Source organism: Acinetobacter sp. 161(2023) (genome assembly GCF_037027805.1).
Classification (GTDB): domain Bacteria; phylum Pseudomonadota; class Gammaproteobacteria; order Pseudomonadales; family Moraxellaceae; genus Acinetobacter.
The window spans coordinates 60,849-79,720 of the sequence record NZ_JAZEYD010000001.1; the positions used below are offsets into that span (position 1 = coordinate 60,849).

The 18,872-nt window shown below is 40.6% G+C and carries 11 protein-coding genes; 6 read left to right on the forward strand and 5 right to left on the reverse strand.

All coding sequences use genetic code 11. From position 1 onward, the window contains the following. From WA249_RS00325 to WA249_RS00335, 3 genes are all read right to left on the reverse strand, one after another. Window positions 1–669, reverse strand: a complete 669-nt coding sequence (locus WA249_RS00325; protein ID WP_336165864.1) for a ubiquinone biosynthesis accessory factor UbiJ — start codon at window positions 667–669, stop codon at window positions 1–3. A gap of 11 nt (window positions 670–680) precedes the next feature. Beyond that, window positions 681–1,628: a bifunctional demethylmenaquinone methyltransferase/2-methoxy-6-polyprenyl-1,4-benzoquinol methylase UbiE gene (ubiE, locus tag WA249_RS00330; RefSeq protein WP_016139421.1), complete on the reverse strand. Its 948-nt coding sequence runs from the start codon at window positions 1,626–1,628 to the stop codon at window positions 681–683. A gap of 147 nt (window positions 1,629–1,775) precedes the next feature. Further along, window positions 1,776–2,483: an FFLEELY motif protein gene (locus tag WA249_RS00335; RefSeq protein WP_336165865.1), complete on the reverse strand. Its 708-nt coding sequence runs from the start codon at window positions 2,481–2,483 to the stop codon at window positions 1,776–1,778. Between the two features lie 208 nt (window positions 2,484–2,691). Between WA249_RS00335 and pap the strand changes: the two genes are divergently transcribed. Then, a complete protein-coding gene (gene pap, locus WA249_RS00340; RefSeq protein ID WP_336165866.1) occupies window positions 2,692–4,110 on the forward strand; it encodes a polyphosphate:AMP phosphotransferase in 1,419 nt (472 codons plus the stop codon). A gap of 22 nt (window positions 4,111–4,132) precedes the next feature. Here the strand turns inward: pap and WA249_RS00345 are convergent, their stop codons facing one another. Beyond that, on the reverse strand, window positions 4,133–4,639 hold the full coding sequence (locus WA249_RS00345) for a hypothetical protein (RefSeq protein WP_336165867.1): 507 nt from the start codon (window positions 4,637–4,639) through the stop codon (window positions 4,133–4,135). Between the two features lie 169 nt (window positions 4,640–4,808). On the opposite strand from WA249_RS00345, the gene WA249_RS00350 reads away from it, so the two are divergent. From WA249_RS00350 to recD, 3 genes are all read left to right on the forward strand, one after another. Continuing rightward, window positions 4,809–8,444 carry an exodeoxyribonuclease V subunit gamma gene (locus tag WA249_RS00350; RefSeq protein WP_336165868.1) on the forward strand — a complete coding sequence of 1,212 codons (3,636 nt, stop codon included), beginning with the start codon at window positions 4,809–4,811 and terminating at the stop codon, window positions 8,442–8,444. 3 nt (window positions 8,445–8,447) lie between these two features. After that, window positions 8,448–12,146, forward strand: coding sequence for a UvrD-helicase domain-containing protein (locus WA249_RS00355; protein WP_336165869.1), 3,699 nt, complete (start codon window positions 8,448–8,450; stop codon window positions 12,144–12,146). Between the two features lie 108 nt (window positions 12,147–12,254). Continuing rightward, a complete protein-coding gene (gene recD / locus WA249_RS00360; RefSeq protein WP_336165870.1) occupies window positions 12,255–14,006 on the forward strand; it encodes an exodeoxyribonuclease V subunit alpha in 1,752 nt (583 codons plus the stop codon). A gap of 702 nt (window positions 14,007–14,708) precedes the next feature. On the opposite strand, the gene WA249_RS00365 is transcribed toward recD, so the two are convergent. After that, a complete protein-coding gene (locus WA249_RS00365) occupies window positions 14,709–16,007 on the reverse strand; it encodes a serine hydrolase domain-containing protein (protein ID WP_336165871.1) in 1,299 nt (432 codons plus the stop codon). A gap of 210 nt (window positions 16,008–16,217) precedes the next feature. On the opposite strand from WA249_RS00365, the gene rpsO reads away from it, so the two are divergent. Together rpsO and pnp are read left to right on the forward strand one after the other, a co-directional pair. After that, window positions 16,218–16,487, forward strand: a complete 270-nt coding sequence (rpsO, locus tag WA249_RS00370; protein WP_002114951.1) for a 30S ribosomal protein S15 — start codon at window positions 16,218–16,220, stop codon at window positions 16,485–16,487. Between the two features lie 258 nt (window positions 16,488–16,745). Next, window positions 16,746–18,833 (forward strand): polyribonucleotide nucleotidyltransferase, encoded by a 2,088-nt coding sequence (gene pnp / locus WA249_RS00375; RefSeq protein ID WP_336166121.1) that lies wholly within the window; start codon window positions 16,746–16,748, stop codon window positions 18,831–18,833. Window positions 18,834–18,872 lie beyond the last annotated feature (39 nt).

Here is an 18,872-nt window from a genome sequence, read left to right on the forward strand (position 1 = left end):
CTAGTCTTGAGAGGGTTGTAGTTGGGCGTTGAGTTGCTGCAATCTTGCTTCTAGACGGTCAATGTCTTGATTAAGCTTGCGAGTTGCTTGAGTTAAATCGTCCATTTCCCAACGAGGGGCAAATAGGCCGCTATCTTCTTTTAATGCGTCTTCTGCAAAAAATAGATGACTTTGAAGAGAGCGTTTTAAATGTTTTGGTGCAAGTTGAATCTTGCCAATTTCGTGGGCGAGTTGAGGACCTACCCATCTTGATAAGTGCGCAGCTAAATCTGGTTCAGCTTGCTGCATAATCTTTTGAATATCCTGTAGCAGGTGGTAATCACCTTGCAATGGGATATTGCCAATCTGATCTGGATCGCTGACCAATAATTTAATCAGTTCGACAACATCTTTAACATGCAAAGTTGCTGTTGCTTCAGAAATTTTGAATTGCGCATCAAAAGGGCGTTGTTCAAAAATAGAAGGCTGCTCACTGTGCCCTGTTGCAGTAGGTTCAAGACGTACTTTTTCTTGGTCAAAGAATACATCGACAGAAAGCTGCGGGCTATCAATCACAACACGCAACATTTTGCCCTGTAACTGATTAAGCTGAATGCGTGTAACCGCATCCAGATCGATCAGATGATGAATGATACGTTCGACTGCACCGAGTGCCAGAATCGACCACATATCGTTATCCCTTACAGTTTAAAGCCACGGTGAACGGCAACGATACCAGCAGTAAGGTTGTGATAGTCACAGTTCTGGAAGCCAGCATTTTCCATCATACCTTTTAAAGTACGTTGGTCTGGATGCATACGAATTGATTCAGCCAAATATTTATAACTTTCTGAGTCATTCGCGACTAATTTACCCATAATTGGTAACGCAGTGAATGAATAGAGGTCATAAAGTTTTGAGAATGGCTCAAAGACAGGCTTAGAAAATTCAAGAATAAGTAAACGACCACCTGGCTTCAACACACGGAACATAGAAGCAAGCGCTGCATCTTTATCTGTCACGTTACGTAAACCAAAGCTAATGGTGAGTAAGTCAAAGCTGTTATCTGCAAAAGGTTCTAAAGTTTCTGCATTAGCAAGTACGAAGTCAACATTGGTACAACCTGCATCAATGAGGCGATCACGGCCTACATTGAGCATAGATTCGTTAATGTCTGAAAGAACGACATGGCCTTGAGGACCAACTTCACGGCTAAATACTTTTGCTAAGTCGCCTGTCCCACCAGCAATATCTAATACGTGTTGACCACGGCGTACGCCAGACATGTTAATTGCGAAGCGTTTCCACAAACGGTGAATACCAAATGACATTAGGTCATTCATCAAGTCATATTTGCTTGCAACCGAGTGGAATACTTCTGCAACTTTTTGAGCTTTATCTTCAGTTTTAACAGTCGAGAAACCAAAGTGGGTGGTTTCTCCCACGTTGCCAGTATTGCTAGCACCACGTGGTAAATTATATTTCGGTACAGAACCATTAACCGGTGTATCAGTTAAGGTTTGTTGTAAAGTTTGTTGTTGCCCTTGAGGGGTACCTTGCGGTAAAGGTGAGCTTAGGAATGGGCTAACTTTGTCTGAACTTTGTGCCTGCTCAGTTGGAGATGTTGGCTTTTGGTTTTCGTTAGACATATTGTCTCTCCTAGACTCAAACTCAAGTGAAACGGAATAAGTTCTGCATGATGACAGATTTTGTCTATTTTTACAGGCATCATCATGCAAATATAATGAATAAAATCTCAACTTCGTAAGGTTGATTTTTTCTCTGTGCCGACCTTATCACACTCTAAACGGATTCGGATGCCCTGAATGTACATTTTCAATAATCTGGCGTTCTTTTTCAGTAAAAGTCTTGATAAAGTTCTCGGCTGATTTTAACGGTTTCATCGCGCTAAAACCATCTTGGATAAAATCATACATCAATTCGAAATGATATTTTTGGGCAATACCTTTACACATTTTAAAAGCCGTAAACATCATAAATGAGCGCATATATTTATCGAGTGCCGTACCCAAATCATCAAGAAGAGCAAGTTGTTGATAACGAGCTTCTCCTTGATCAAGTTTAATTAGCGTTAAACGCATAATCTCATCGGTTAACACTGTATCTGCCGGATAATCCTCAAGAAGCTGTATCGCTACTTGTTCATCAAGCTGAGTGGCAAGTACCGCCAAACTTACCGATTTAGTTCCGGTTTTAATTGCATTTTCAGGCAATACTTTTTCGGCTTTATGGGCATATTTCAATAGGCGTTCAATTTGCGCTGCAAGAGCATCAAACTCTGGACCACCATATAAACGATTTAAAAAATACTCTGACATGAGCTTGTGCTCTGGCAGATTAAAAAATTCATGATGCGTATCTTTCATCCGTTCTTTTAGCCATGTTTGTACATCTTGCAAACGTTGGGCAAGCACTGGATTATCGTGATAATTAAATGTTTTATATTGTTGTAAAAGTTCGTCAAAAGCAGCGAGTTTAGACATGTAAGACTCTAATATTGGGCTATTTACAAAAAATCATAAGAGGCATTGTAACCTTGTACTATGGCGAGAAGATGTAAAAAAAATGATTCATGCGTCAATTTTTAGACAGATTTCTATCGCAATGACATAATTTGTATAGCAATTCATCATTTAACCGCATAAGTTAAATATCATCGAAATTAAACAATAATGATTAGAGCCGTGGACTATGAGCGAACAACAACCAAAATTTGAAATTCGAGATGAAGAACAGCTTTCGGTCGATTTGATTGAAGCACAATATGCGTTAAAAGAAAGTCGAGGAAAGCCCAATGCTAAAAGTACGCTCATTTTAATGAGTGGTATTGAACTGGCTGGAAAAGGCGAAGCAGTTAAACAGCTTCGTGAATGGCTAGATCCAAGATATTTACGAGTAAAAGCAGATGCGCCACGTATGTTGAATGATACAGAAGCATTTTGGCAGTCTTATTCGGAGTTTATTCCTACCGAAGGGCAAATTGTGGTGATGTTTGGCAATTGGTATAGCGATTTGCTCGTTACAGCAACGCATGTGTCTGAACCTTTAGATGAGGCACGATTTGATGCTTACGTTGAAAATATGCGGGCATTTGAGCAAGATTTGAAAAATAACTATGTCGATGTGGTCAAAGTCTGGTTCGATCTTCCATGGAAATCACTACAAAAACGTTTAGACAAAATTGACCCGTCAGAGCAACACTGGCATAAACTCCATGGGCTAGACTGGCGTAATAAAAAACAATATGACACTTTGCAAAAGTTACGCCGTCGTTTTACTGACGATTGGTACATTATTGATGGTGAAGATGAAAAACAGCGTGATCAGTTTTTTGCTCAGTACCTTTTGCAACACATGCGTAAGCTTCCAGACCATGAAACTGAAGTCAAAGGAAAATGGCAGCAGGCTAAAATTCCCGCTATTTTATTAAAACCTTCTAAAGAACAGCTTGATAAAGCCGAATATAAAAAAGAGCTTGATAAACTAAGCAAAAAAATTGCTGATGCTATGCGTTTCGATAAACGAAATTTTGTGATTGCTTTTGAGGGAATGGATGCTGCTGGTAAAGGTGGTGCAATTAAGCGAATTGTTAAAAACCTAGACCCGCGCGAATATGATATTCACTGTATTGGAGCACCTGAACGTTACGAGGCCCGTCATCCTTATTTATGGCGCTTTTGGAACCGCATTAATGAGGCCGAAAAAATCACGATCTTTGATCGGACATGGTATGGGCGCGTACTTGTTGAACGTGTTGAGGGTTTTGCTTCACCTTTAGAGTGGCAGCGTGCCTATGATGAAATTAACCGCTTTGAAAAAGATTTATTTGATAGTGAAACGATTGTGGTGAAAATTTGGCTAGCGATAAGCAAAGATGAGCAAGAGCAGCGCTTTAAGGCCAGAGAAGAGACACCGCATAAACGTTTTAAAATTACCGCAGAAGATTGGCGTAATCGTGATAAGTGGGATGATTATTTAAAAGCAGCTGCAGATATGTTTGAGAGAACCAGTACCGACTACGCACCTTGGTATGTTGTTGCAACTGATGATAAATATACGGCACGTTTAGAAGTATTAAGGGCGGTTTTAAAACAGCTGAGAGCAGATTAAGCTCTCAGCCATAAGGCATAGATTAATTTACAATGGTGCTACGATCTTTTTGCTGAATACGTTTTGCAAGATTGTAACTGTCATGCATGTGAGTTTCTGCTATTTTTTTCATCATGAAATAGCCTAAACTTGCTGCTACAATTTGTCCGCCTAGCGGTATAAATTTAGTCACCTGCTTTGTTACGATTTTGCCAAAAAAGCCATTAAATGTTTTTTTAACGGTAGTCCGTGCGACCACAAAGCCTGAAAATTCAAAACCGCGTTTGCGTAATTCATCCCAATGAATTGTTTTGGTTTTTGGATCATAGACACTCACGTGTTCAGGTGCTAAACCAAAACGGGAATTGATATCTGGAATAAGGTGCGACAAAATTCCCAAATCTATCACCACGTCAAAAAAAGGAATCGGTACGATTGCCGCTCCTGCTGAGACGTAAGCTCTTTTTTTGATGAGATCATGGCACTCATCGCGAATTTGTTCCAGATTTAAGCTAGGATCAATATAGTCAGGAATCTTATCAATTTTCATAATGTTTACCTGTATGAGTTTCTTGATGGCGTCATTCAAACCAAGTGTAAGTGACACTTAAAGTTAAATTATGCTGTGTTTAAACCAACGTGACATAGTCAGATTCAGTTGTATAGTAATGAATGTTTATGATTTTGTGCATAAATTATGCAAGCAGGATATGAAATAAATGGGGATTCATGTTATTCAAAGTCAACGTATTGATGTGTTGTTGCAAGGTGTATTAGCGTCTACCTCGCAAACTTCAACGCATCCATTACAGGTTTTGAAAACCCAGCATTTTATTGTTCCAAGTCCTGCGGTCGAGCAGTGGCTGATACAAAAACTTGCAGAACAGCAGGGCATGAGTGCCAATTACCAGTTTCACCAACGGGTAAGAGGCTTCCAGTGGTATGCCTACCAGCAAGTTTTAACTGCGCATAAAGAGCAGGTTCGTAAAGCTAACATCCCACGTTTGATTTTTAAATGGCGGGTTCATCAGGCTTTGTATGAATTTATCCAACCTGACACAATTAGTATAGATACTTCACATCCTTTACATTCTATTGTTCAGCGTATTTATGACAGTGCAGATCGACTCGAACAAGGCATAGATAAACAATTAAAAAAACAAAAAATGTTGTACTGGGTCGCTGAGCAGGTTGCTGATTTATTTAGCAACTATATGATTTATCGTGGACAGTGCCAACGTGGTTGTGAAAATAGTTGCACCTGTCCTGAAAACTGGTTGTCTGCTTGGGGACAAGGCCGATCACTCGATATTGAAAAATATATTGTGCAAAAAGATGAAGAAGTGACTGCTTTTGCATTGCACCAAACTGAGGAGCTAGAACGCTGGCAGCGTTGGTTGTGGCAGCAACATTTTCATGATGACTTTGTGCAGATGCAGCAAATTGATGCGTTGTTTTGGCAAGAGTTAGATCATCCGGACCGTAGTAAGCGCGCTATTTCAAGATTACCTAATCAGGTGGTGATCTTTACGTTATTAGATTTACCGCCAAGCCAGTTACAGTTCTTGCGCCGTTTAGGCCAATATATTGATGTCTTGATTTTGCACTATAACCCTTCACAAGAATATTGGGCCGATAGTGTCGATCCACTGTGGAAACAGCGTTATGACTTAGGGGTAAAAGAGCGTTTTATTGCGAAAAATCCAAAGGCAACAGATGCTGAAATTAGTGATTTCTTTAATAAATTTACACTCAACTTTAATGCTGAAGCGCGTGAGTCCAGACATCCGCTTTTAACCAGATTGGGTAAACAAGCCCGCGACCACTTTTCACTATTATCGAATTTGTCTACGGGTGAAGAAGGTAAGTGGGTGGATGCTTTTGTGGATGATTTTCCAGAAAGTTTACTCGGTAAAGTTCAGTCAGATATTTTGCATTTAGTGGAACCCCAAGCTAAACAATATGAGCTTGCTTCCGATGATGACTCTATTCAGATTCATGTTTGTCATTCGACTTTACGTCAGCTTGAAGTATTAAAAGAGCAATTAATCTGTTGGTTGGCTAAACCGCATGAGCAGCCGCGCCGTCCAAATGATATTTTAGTTTTAGTTCCTAATTTGGCTGACATAGAGCCTTTAATTCGAAGTGTATTTCCTGCTACGGCCACAGAGCAAGGTGTGCATTTACCTGTGAAAATTGCTGGTGTTGCATCACTTGATGCACTGAATGCTTGGCGTGCTGTAATTGGGCGTATTCAACTAATGCAGGGACGTTTTAGCTTTGATGATCTTGCTGACTGGTTAAGTTTGCATGCGACTCAGCAGCGTTATGAACTTGAATACGTTCAGGTTGAGCGAATTTTAAATTTACTTGCCGATGCTGGCTTTAAACGAGGGCTTGATGCAGAACATCTCAAGCGCAGTTTGTGTGAAGGGGATGATGATTATCGATATAGCTTTAAATTTGCCTTAGAGCGATTGGCTCTTGGCATTGCCGTGCCTGTGCATGCGACATTTAATCAGGTGTTGAGTTATGCCAAAGTTCAACCGAGTGATTTTGAGTTGATTGGTACACTCATTCAAATTTATCAAGATTTGAATGAGCGCCGTGATTGGCTGACTTTACATGAACAGGGGAAAGTCTACACGGTTGAATATTGGCTTCAGGTATTGGGCAAAGATATTGTTGAATTTGAGCAGGTCGGTGTTGCTGCTTTAAAAGCTGTTCGGGAAATTGTTAAAAAACAAGAACGAATGTTAACTCTCGCAAGTTATTACGCCGAGACAGAAACAGGAACTTTGCGCAAAATTACCTTGCCTCTGCCTTATATTATTGAAGAAATTCAACGGACTTTAGAAAGCCAAAGTGCGCAAGCTGAACCGACAGGGCAGATTACCTTTGCTCAAATTGGACATATTCGGCCGTTACCTTATCGCTTAATGGTCATGCTAAATCTTGATGCAGGGCAATTTCCAAACCGTGATACACACGTTCCATTTGATTTAATGGATGCACTGCGTCAACAGTTAGGTGACCGCTCTCGACTTGAAGATGATCAAGGTGCTTTTTTAGATGCTTTATTATTAGCCCAAGACAATTTATGGCTGTTTTATAACGGTTTTGATGTGAATGATGGTGAGGTGCGAGAACCATCTAGTATTCTTCAAGAGTTCCGTGAACACCTTGCCTTGATTGTGAAAGCTGAAGATGATGTACCTGAAAATGTCGTTATTGAAGGAATTGAGATTCCATCACAGTTAAAACAACTCTATCACTTACATGACTTACAGCCATTCGACCCGAAAGGTTTTACTGTAGAAAAAAGTGTGATCCGTTATCAAGATCACTGGTTTAAGGTCGCTTCACAAATTCAGCAAGTCTCAGGAAACCGCCAACCTTGGGCAAATACGACCTATCCGCTACAAGCTCCTGATATGCTGGTTTTAGAGAGCCAGCAGTGGATACAGGATGTGACGTTCCCTGCACGTTTGTATTTGAAAACTTTAGGGGTAGAAAACTTAGGAAGTGTCGGCCTGCTCGACCAAAATGAACCGTTATTATTAGATGGTTTAGGGCGCTATGCGATCCGACATTTTTTACAGCAATCTGAACAGCATGCACAACCTGAAGTATTAATTGATCAGTTGCCTGTAGGTAAAGTCAAATATAGCGCATGGCAACAAGGTGTGTTTGAGCAAGAATGTTTACTTGAGCGCCTTCATCATTATGCACCCGCAGTGACACCAACGACTCAGCGTATTTGGCGCATTGCTAAACAGCTTCATATGAATATTACAGTTCCAAAGTCTGAAACTCAGGATTGGGTGAGTATGGAACCTTCAAGCGCCCGAGCAAAAAGACGTGCGAAAGTCTGGTTGGAACACTTACTTTGGTTAGCTTATTTGAATGAGGGAAGTGCAGGAGCTGAAAAGCGCCGTATTGTGGTTTTTAGCGATCAAACTGTGATTTGTAGTGGTGTAAGTTCTGAGCAAGCTCGGCAATATTTACAGCCATGGTTTAAAATCTGGCGTCATGCACAGCAACAACCCTTGGTTCTACCAGCAGCTTTATTATTAAAGCCATTAGAAAAAGCCAAGGCATATCAGTGGGAAACAACAAATCAGGCAGAAAAAGCAAAACTGGATGAGAAGAGCTACACTGAGCTGTTAAAATACTGGAATGAAACAGGGTCATTTACCACAATGGATATGACTCAAAATGAAGCTTGCAAGTTGCATCGAGACTGGAGCTTTATTTTACAAGAACAAGATGCACAAGCTCTGCTTCAACATGCTTGTGATGAGTTTGCGTATGATCTGTATCATCCGGTTTTTCAATTTCAACATTCGGAGTAAGACATGAACTCAAGAGTACAGGTGTCTTATCAACCTATTATTGATATTGAATTTAGTGGCTTACACTTAATTGAAGCTTCGGCAGGTACAGGAAAAACCTATACCTTATCGAGCTTAATGGTCCGTATCTTTCTTGAAAAGTATTTGCCTAGACAAGTGATTGCAACCACGTTTACCCGTGCTGCCGCTGCTGAGTTAAAAAGTCGTATTCGCGCCCGTTTGGTCGAAACGTATCGTTATTTAGAGACCAAGCGCAGTTTTACAGAACACGAATTAATTACGCAGGCCGAGCAAGAGCCTGACTTATTACTCCAACATATTTTAAAAAGCTTTGCGACGCGTATTGCCTATGCGTGTGAACGTTTAAAATTGGTCATCGATCAGTTAGACGAGTTATTTGTTGGAACACTCGATAGCTTTAGCCAAAAACTGTTACGTGAGTTTGCCTTTGAGAGTGGCAAAATTGAACGCGCTCAAATTACCGATGATGCCAAAACTTATAGCCGACAATTGATTCATGATGTTTTGCGTGAATGGATACAGTCTCAACCTCAGACTGTGATTGATGCTTTATATCTGGCAGGTGAACTTAAGAGTGTCGATAGTTTTGTCAAACTTGTTGAAGACTCACTGAATTTTAGTTCGGCTCATTTTAAACTTCCTGAAAAGCCAATCATTCAATTTGAACAACTTGCACAGCTCAAAAAGTTGGCAACAGAAATTGACTTAAGCCTTTTAGAGCCGTATTACTTGCTTGATGGTGAGCACTATAAACATGTGAGTGGTACCGTATTTCGTAATGGGGCGTTTAACAAATTATTTAGCGAGTGTTTACCGCAGCTTTTGCAAGTTCTAACGCAAAGCGACAGCATTTTGGTTTTTGATGGGTCTTTGACTGCACAACGTGAGCTTGTTTTTAAGTTTTTAGGTCAACTTGCCGATCAGAAAGTTTTCAAGAAATGTCCTGCTGAAATTTCAGATGGTTTCTATCAGCATCCTTGTATTCAACAGATTCAACAACTATTTGGTGTGCTGAAAAATTACGCCGAGCAGTTCGACCAGCTTCATATTTTTTTAAAAGCCTATTTGTGTGTAAAGGTGAAAAAACGTCTACCTCAGGTTTTACAAAATAAAGGTGAAACTACGTTTTCTCAGCAAATTCGGACACTTTCTGAAGCCTTAAAAGGTGAACAGGGGCAGCGTTTTGCTGTATTTGTTCAGGCGCGTTATCCCTTAATTTTGGTTGATGAATTTCAGGACACCAACCAAGATCAAGACGATATGCTGGCGAGCATTTGGCGTCATCCAGAGCGCTACCAAAAAGGTTGCATGATTATGGTGGGTGACCGTAAACAGGCAATTTACGGTTTCCGTGGTGGGGATATGCTCACCTTTTTAAATGCCTATAAAGATATTCAAGCCAAACATGGTCGTGAATATAAGTTAATTCATAACCATCGTTCTGTTGCTGACTTAGTTGAAGTGGTCGATGCCTTATTTCAACGACAAATGGATTTCGGCGAAGAGGTTCAATATGACCCAATTCGAGCGGGAACTCGGCCTCATCCTGTATTGATTGAGCAGAATAATCATAATCCTCATCCTTTACGCTGGCTCATGCTCAAAGATAAAGAAACAGAGGCACAGCAAGTTGCTTGGAAGATTCGAGATCTACTCAACCAGTCACATGCTGGAGAGCTATATTTTCAAAAAGATGTTCAGACTCAAGCTCTAAACGAAGATGATATTGCGGTATTGTCTCGTAACCATGATGGGCTTGATAAAGTTCAATTTGAGCTAGAGCGTTTAGGAATTCGGGTTAACAGGCCTTCAAAAAGAAGTGTTTTCGATTGCGCAGTTGCGCAAGACGTTGGTGCTTTGCTGACTGCCATACTTCATCCTTATGATGAGGCAAAAGTGAAGCGAGCTTTAATTAGCCGTCTATTTGCTATGGATTTAAAACAACTCTTGCAGCTTGAGCAGACAGCCGAAGGGTTAAGCCAGTTTATGACCGGTTTTGACGTCATTCGTGAGTTGTGGTCCGCTCAAGGCTTTTTAGTCGCATGGCAACAATGCCTCATCCAGTTTGATATATGGCAAAATTTGGTCGCGGCCAAAAGTAAAGATAATGAACGGGTTGTGGTGAACTTGCGTCATTTGACTGAAATTTTGAGTCAGCACAGTGAGAAATACTTAGGCGCGCAAAACCTCTATCATTGGTACCTCAAACAGTTGGGTTCTCCTCTGGATCGTGATTGGGAGTTAGAACGTAAATTGTCGAGTGAAGCTGGTATTCAGCTCATGACAATTCACCAGTCAAAAGGACTGGAATTTAAGATTGTTTTCTTATTGGGTGCAGACAAGCCCTTTCGAGAAAATAACAAAACTCTGAATTTTTCGACCCAAGATATAGTCCAACCAGACTCAAGTCAGACCTTGACTCAACGTGTAGTTGCGATTGCTGATAAAACTTATTTGAATGAAGTTGAACTTAAGCAACACGAAGAACGAGCGCTTGCTGAACAGAATCGCCTTTGGTATGTCGCTTTAACGCGAGCAAGCCACCGCGTCTATGCACTTTTACAAGATGTGGATGGTAAATCAGTATCAGGTCTCGCGTTTTGGAAAAATAGGACTGAGCCTTTTCAACACCGTTGCTGTACGGATGAAATGGTTTTGGAGCAGATTCCACAGGCAATTCATTTAGCCAAACAAATAAGTATTATTGAAATACAAGCACAACGGTTTCCTGAACAACGTTTTTATTCGAGAGGTAAAACCAGTTTCAGTTACTTGGCACAGCATTTAAAACATAAGGCTGGCACAGATTTATTGGCAAGTCAGAGCAATGATGCTTTATTAGCAGAAGATGAGCTGGATTTAATCAACACTGCTGAAGCAATCAGTGCTCAGCCGATTGACTGGATCAAGAGTAACTTCCCGCGAGGAACGCTTGCTGGTAATTTTTTGCATGAAATCTTTGAGCACATCGATTTTCAATGTTCAGATGACTGGGTAAGTGAAATACGTCGTCGTTTTAAAAATGACTATAGTAGTCTTTGGCAAGATTTACTTAATAAATATAACGAGAGCTTCCCAGAGCAAGAAGATGCCGAGAATCTGCTTTACCAGTCCGTTGCAGAGTGGCTGAAAGATATTTTGCGAACGCCGCTTTATCAAGGTTTTCGACTAAATCAGCTTCAACAAGAGCAATATTTGTCAGAGTTTCCTTTTTATTTGGCGTTGTCAGATCGGGTTTTAGCGATGACACGTATTCAGCAGCTTTTCGCTGAGTATGGTTTGAATATGCCCGAATTACTTGAAGCACGTTCAGCCCGCTATCTCAATGGATCTATCGATTTGGTTTATTTTGATGGGCAGCGTTACCACATTGCCGATTATAAAAGTAATTACTTAGGTGATGATCTTGCTGATTATCGTAGCGATAGCATTGCTCAAAGCATGTCTTTAGCAAGTTATTGGCTACAGGCAGGTTTATACCTCGTTGCATTACATCGTTATTTACAAGTCAAAATGCAGGATTACCAAATTGAGCAACACTTAGGTGGAGCAACTTATCTTTATTTACGTGGCATGAATGGTGAAGCTGAGCAGGGCTATTATTACTGGCAGCCTAGCATTGAGTTTATTCTGCGTCTTGACGCCATTTTAGGGTATTTTGCTGAGGATAAAATTGCATGAAAAATGCTGATAAAGTATGTAATTTTAATATTAACAAATATTTGGCATGTGGATAAACCTGTCTACAACTATGTGGACAAGCGTGTGGAAAACTAGGTGGATAAGTGTGTGGACAATATAAATAGCTCTGAACAAGCCGATTTAAGCTGGTTAACAACGTGGAGTAACTTCTTAAATCAGGCTCCATTTACTGAGCAATCACAGGTGCCAGAAGCCACTTCTTACTTGCAGCAGCTTATTGAAGCGAGCTTACAAGGCAATAGCTGTATCGATGTCAGTTCTGAGCAAATTGCAGCACTTGGTCAGCTTGCTATATCTGCCGATCAAGCGTCTTCAAAAGTTGCCCCATGCGTCTACGATGAGCAGGGGTTGGCATTATACCGATATTGGCACCTAGAGCAACGACTTGCAGAGCAAATTTGTCGATTAAAGCAACAATTAATTCAACCAGTATCTTGTGATGACTATTTAGACCTACTCACAGATCCGCATCAACAGGCAGCTTTACAAATGGTTGCTCGGCAGAGCCTGAGTATTATTACAGGTGGGCCAGGTACGGGTAAGACCTATACGCTTGCACGTATTATTGCTGTGCTGAGCCAAGCAATTCCGCATATTCGTGTGGCGATGGCTGCTCCAACGGGTAAAGCAGCACAGCGCATGCAAGAAGCCTTACAGAACTCGTTTAATGACCCTAAATTGCTTGAGTCTGGATTAATTAGCGAAGAGCTAAGGAATCAGGGAACACAAACGATTCACCGATTATTGGGGATGGGACATAGCCAAACACCACGGTTTAATCAAAAACAACCACTTCCTTATGACGTGATTGTTGTGGATGAGGCTTCCATGCTGGATTTAAATCTAGCTACTCTTCTATTTGAAGCAGTGCCAGAGTCCTGTCGAATTATTTTATTAGGAGATGCAAATCAGCTCGCTTCCGTCGATGTCGGAGCGGTTCTTGCTGACTTGCAACAAATACAGGCGCTCGCCGACAACAGGGTACAATTACAAACCAGTCGCCGTTTTGCTGAAGGTGCATTGATTGGACAGGTTGCTAAATTTATTCAGGCACAAACCTATCAACAAGATCATGTAGCTGTTTTACAGCAGTTTGAAATTGATATTGTTGAGGTTTCTGAATTAAAGCCTATAGTTTTACAAAGTGACATGCCAGATGTGGTTCAGCTTGAGTATTTGCCAGAAGGGAATCACGCAGAAGTTGAAATTTATTATCAGAAGCTCATGCTTGGTTTCCAAGGATATGTAAAAAGCCTAAAAAATTATTTAAAAGAAGAACGCTCGATTGAACAGGTCCAAAACGTAGTAAAAGCATTTGATGACTACCGTATTTTAACGGCTGTTCGTCATGGTCCATTTGGGTTGCAACAGTTAAATCAATATGCGCAGCGTTGGATACAGCAACAACTTTCAATAGTGACAGCAGGGGGATGGTATGTCGGTCGTCCGGTAATGATGACTTATAACGACTATCAACTTGGTATTTCAAATGGTGACATTGGTTTGTGTTTTGAACATAGAACTCAGCCTCAGCAGTTTGAAGTATATTTTCCAAGTTTGAATAAATGGGTCGCTGCGAATCGATTACCTAAAAGTATCCAAAGTGCATTCGCTTTAACGATTCATAAATCGCAAGGGTCTGAATTTACACACACTGCTGTCGTTCTAGATCAGGCTGCAAAGAATTTATTAAGCCAAGAGCTTATTTACACTGCGATTACACGCGCTAAAAAAGTAGTAAGTCTTTTGGTTCATCCCGAAGCTTTACTACAGTCCTTTACAGTTCGGACAACACGAAAAAGTGGTTTAGTTCAGAAAGTTAATCGGTTAGTTCGTTAAGCCAAACTTAATATTTTAACCCTTGTAAGAAAAAGCTTACATAGATTCGAGATATTTGCTGCTAGAGTACACCCCACGTTTTTGAGATTATAAACGCACAACGAGCTTGGCAAGGAATGTCGGGCAAAATCGCACAATAATAATAGCTTAAGTCGAGAGACTGCGAACTTACAATGACGTAGGTGTATAAAGAGGAAACTTACAGCCGCTAAGCCTTGTAGTTTTGGGAGAGACTACAGGGCTTTTTTATATTCTCAATTTTATTTACTTCTAAATAATGATTAGAAAAGTTCGGATTTAAGCCAATATTGAGTGTAATTTCTTTTAAAAATTTATATCAATAATATCAATATATTTATCTGTAATATGATTTTTAAACAGCCATTTTTCCTGTGAATTGTTAAGTTAAATGTTATACAGAACTGTACGATAATGGGGCAAAAACTGTTATCTATTAAATATTAGACAGACCTGTACGTTTTTGCTTACATGATGATAAGAAAAATACTACTTTTCTTCATAATTGGATGTGTCACAATACATCACATAAGGAAATAGAAACAAAGACACTGGAAGTGAGTTAAAACAACAAGAAGGATGTGACTAGCATCTCACAAACGATAATAAAAACAGAAATAACACGATAAACAAGAACTACAGCGCAAAAAACCCAAGCAGAAATGCTTGGGTTTTTTATTTGATTTATACTAAGTTCGTTTCATGAGCGTCGCTACCAAACAAAGATCGGCGCTGATCTCTAGGAATGCGTGGGCATTGCGTTGAAATCTGATAAAGCACGTTGGCTAAAGCGGGTAGGTGTGTTCCCACGACAGATTTACCTGTTGTTAATAGAGAAACACTAATATCTCTTTCAGGGTCGGCCCAACATAAAATATTGGAGAACCCTAAGTGGCCAAAAGCTTGCCCCGTCATTGGGCCAAATAAACCAACTGGATTACTGCCTAACATTGGACCTAAGGCATAGCGCATTGGAATTAATAAAGTACGATCAATATTAACGCCTGTGGTTGGTAGTGTTGCTCTGAAAATCGTTTTCTCACTGAAGATTTGCTGACCGCCATAGCTTCCTCCACTTAAAAGCATTTCAAAGAAACGTCCAGCTTGTTCTGCACTGGTATAGATGTTTCCAGCTGGGCAAATTGTGTCCATAAAACGGTTATCGTTAGTGACATCAACTGCAAGTTGCAACCCTCCACCTAATACATGGTTGAGGTAGTGATCGGTACCAAGGCGAGGGTGTAGACCCGTTGCACAGTTTAAGGCAACCTCTGAGCGGTATTCTGGTTTTAAGCCATAATTGAAATAAGGCATTCCCATCGGTTTTTCGATAGTTTGATGTACAAACTTACGTAAATCTTGCCCAGTCACCCGTTCAATGACTTCCCCTAAAATATAACCCGCTGTAACCGCATGATAGGCAAGATGGTTACCAGCAGGAGACACTGGCTTTGCAGCATATAAACGTTTTAAAATTTCATCTTTATCAAATAGAAGTTCGGGTGTGACATCGCCATCAATATAGGGAATGCCTCCACGATGTGCTAATAAATGAAAGATCGTCGCACGACGCTTACCATTTACGCCGTATTCGGGAATATAGTAGCTCACCGGATCAAGCAAATTGATTTCGCCTTTTTCATCTAATAGATGAATCAGCATGGCGGTGATCATCTTCGATGCTGAAAACAGACAAACGGGCGTATCAGGAGTCGCAATCAGAGCATTCTCCTGTAGTCCCGCTGGAGAATTCCCTTGAGCATATCCGATGCTTCTGTTGAGCAAAATTTTACCTTGTCTACGTAAGCAGAAGGTAATGAGTGGATAATTTCCAGTTTTATATAGTGCTTCTATACTGTTCCAGATTTTTTGAATCTGGAGTTCAGTCATTCCACCCTGTTCAGCAGCAACCTCATCTTGACGACGAATAACTTGCTCAATATTGTCCGGTACTGGACAAGTGTTGGTTGAAAAAATTTTCACACGTCCCTCGCGCTTCTTTCTTTTTATTCAAAGGTAGTGTGCAGGGTTAATATGCTCGTGTCAGTGTCTAAAATGACAAGTTACTGAAAACAATTTTGCAATCCACCTATAGATACCTTAAAATAGACAACTTGCTGTAGTGATGCACGGCAGTCAGTTGCCTCAACTGATTCATATCGTTAACTTTTTTAAGCATCTCGGAGAAATCGAATGGCTTTAACTAATGCAGACCGCGCAGAGATCATTGCTAAATTTGCTCGCGCTGAAAATGACACTGGTTCACCAGAAGTACAAGTAGCTTTATTGACTGCTCAAATCAATGATTTACAAGGTCACTTTAAAGCTCACAAACACGACCATCACAGCCGTCGTGGTTTGATTCGTATGGTTAACCAACGTCGTAAATTGCTTGACTATTTAAATGGTAAAGACCACGGTCGTTACACTGCTTTGATCGGTGCTTTAGGTTTACGTCGTTAATTCGATTTTCACTTTGTTTTCGCTATTTCGCATGTCGCAATGCTTTATCGCTGAAAAGAGAGTTTCACTTAATTTTAGGTTAAGTGATGTTTAGAAGGGGCGCTTGTGCGCTCCTTCTTTGCGTTTAATATTATTTAAAATTTTTGGCCTAGTGTGATGGCTTCTAAGCTTTGTCATTTATCTACCAATAGTTGTAGTCTGAATGCCAAACCTTAGGGGTCTCACTAGAATAAAATTAGGAAAATACAATACATGTCAATGTTTAATATCGTTCGTAAAGAATTCCAATATGGTCAACACACTGTTGTTTTAGAAACAGGTCGTGTTGCACGTCAAGCAAATACTGTTTTAGTTACAATGGGCGGCGTAACTGTTTTAGTTGCAGTTGTTGCTCAACCAAAAGCAAAAGCGGGTCAAGATTTCTTCCCGTTAACAGTGAACTATCAAGAAAAACAATATGCTGCGGGTCGTATCCCTGGTGGTTACGGTAAGCGTGAAGGTCGTCAGTCTGAAGCTGAAACTTTAATTTCACGTCTTATTGACCGTCCAATTCGTCCATTGTTCCCAGAAGGTTTCTATAACGAAATCCAAGTGACAGCGACTGTTGTTTCTTCTGACAAAACTATGGATGCTGACATTGCTGCAATGATCGGTGCTTCTGCTGCAATGTCAATTGCAGCTGTTCCATTCCGTGGTCCAATTGCAGGCGCACGTGTTGGTTTAATCAATGGCGAATACATTCTTAACCCAACCCACGAACAATTGAAAGAAAGTGATCTTGATCTTGTGGTTGCGGGTACTGAATCTGCGGTACTGATGGTTGAATCTGAAGCGAAAGAACTTTCAGAAGACCAAATGTTAGGTGCTGTACTTTTCGGTCATGACGAAATGCAAATTGCTGTTCAAGCAATTAAAGAATTTGCTGCTGCTGCTGGTGCAGTTGAATCAACTTGGGTTGCTCCAAGCAAAAACGAAGCTCTTCTTGAGCAATTAAAAGCAGCTTTCGAAGCTAAAATTTCTGAAGCATATACGATTGCGGTTAAACAAGATCGTTATGCAGCACTTGATGCACTTTATGCAGAAGCTGTAGCTCAGTTCGTTCCTGAAAATGACGAAACTGGTATTGCTGACGAAGTAAACGAATTATTTGAAGACCTTAAATACCGTACAGTACGTGACAACATCTTGTCAGGTAAACCACGTATTGATGGCCGTGATACTAAAACTGTTCGTGGTATCGACGTTCAAGTTGGTGTATTAGACCGTGCTCACGGTTCTGCATTATTTACACGTGGTGAAACTCAAGCGTTGGTAACAACAACTTTGGGTAATACTCGCGATGCATTAATGGTTGATACATTGTCTGGTACTAAAACTGACAACTTCATGTTGCACTACAACTTCCCTGCATACTCTGTAGGTGAAACTGGTCGTGAATCTGGTCCTAAACGTCGTGAAATTGGTCATGGTCGTTTGGCGCGTCGTGGTGTTCAAGCAGTTCTTCCTGCTGCTGACCGCTTCCCGTATGTGATTCGTATTGTATCTGACATTACTGAATCTAACGGTTCATCTTCAATGGCTTCTGTATGTGGTGCGTCATTATCACTTATGGATGCGGGTGTTCCACTTAAAGCACCAGTTGCTGGTATCGCAATGGGCTTAGTGAAAGAAGGTGAGCGTTTTGCAGTACTTTCTGACATCTTAGGTGATGAAGATCACTTAGGTGATATGGACTTTAAAGTAGCAGGTTCTGAAAACGGTATTACTGCACTTCAAATGGACATCAAGATTGAAGGTATTACTGAAGAAATTATGGAAGTTGCATTAAACCAAGCATTTGCTGGTCGTATGCACATCCTTAATGAAATGAACAAAGTGATTTCACGCGCTCGTCCTGAAATCAGTGCTCATGCACCGACATTTGAAGTGATTAACATCAATCCGGACAAGATCCGTGATGTTATTGGTAAAGGTGGTGCAACGATTCGTGCCATTACAGAAGAGACCAAAGCTGCGATTGATATCGAAGACAATGGTACAGTTCGCGTATTTGGTGAAACTAAAGCTGCTGCTCGTGCTGCAATTGCAAAAATTCAAGCACTTACTGCTGAAGTTGAACCAGGTAAGATCTATGACGGTAAAGTAATCCGTATTGTAGAATTCGGTGCGTTTGTAAACATCATGCCGGGTACTGATGGTCTTCTTCACATTTCGCAAATTTCAAATGAACGTATTGCGAACGTAACTGATGTTCTTAAAGAAGGTCAGGAAGTTAAAGTACAAGTTGCTGATGTTGATAATCGTGGTCGTATTAAATTGACTATGAAAGACATTGAACAAGCATAATTGTTCTAGTGACATGAAAAAGTCCGCTTGATGCGGACT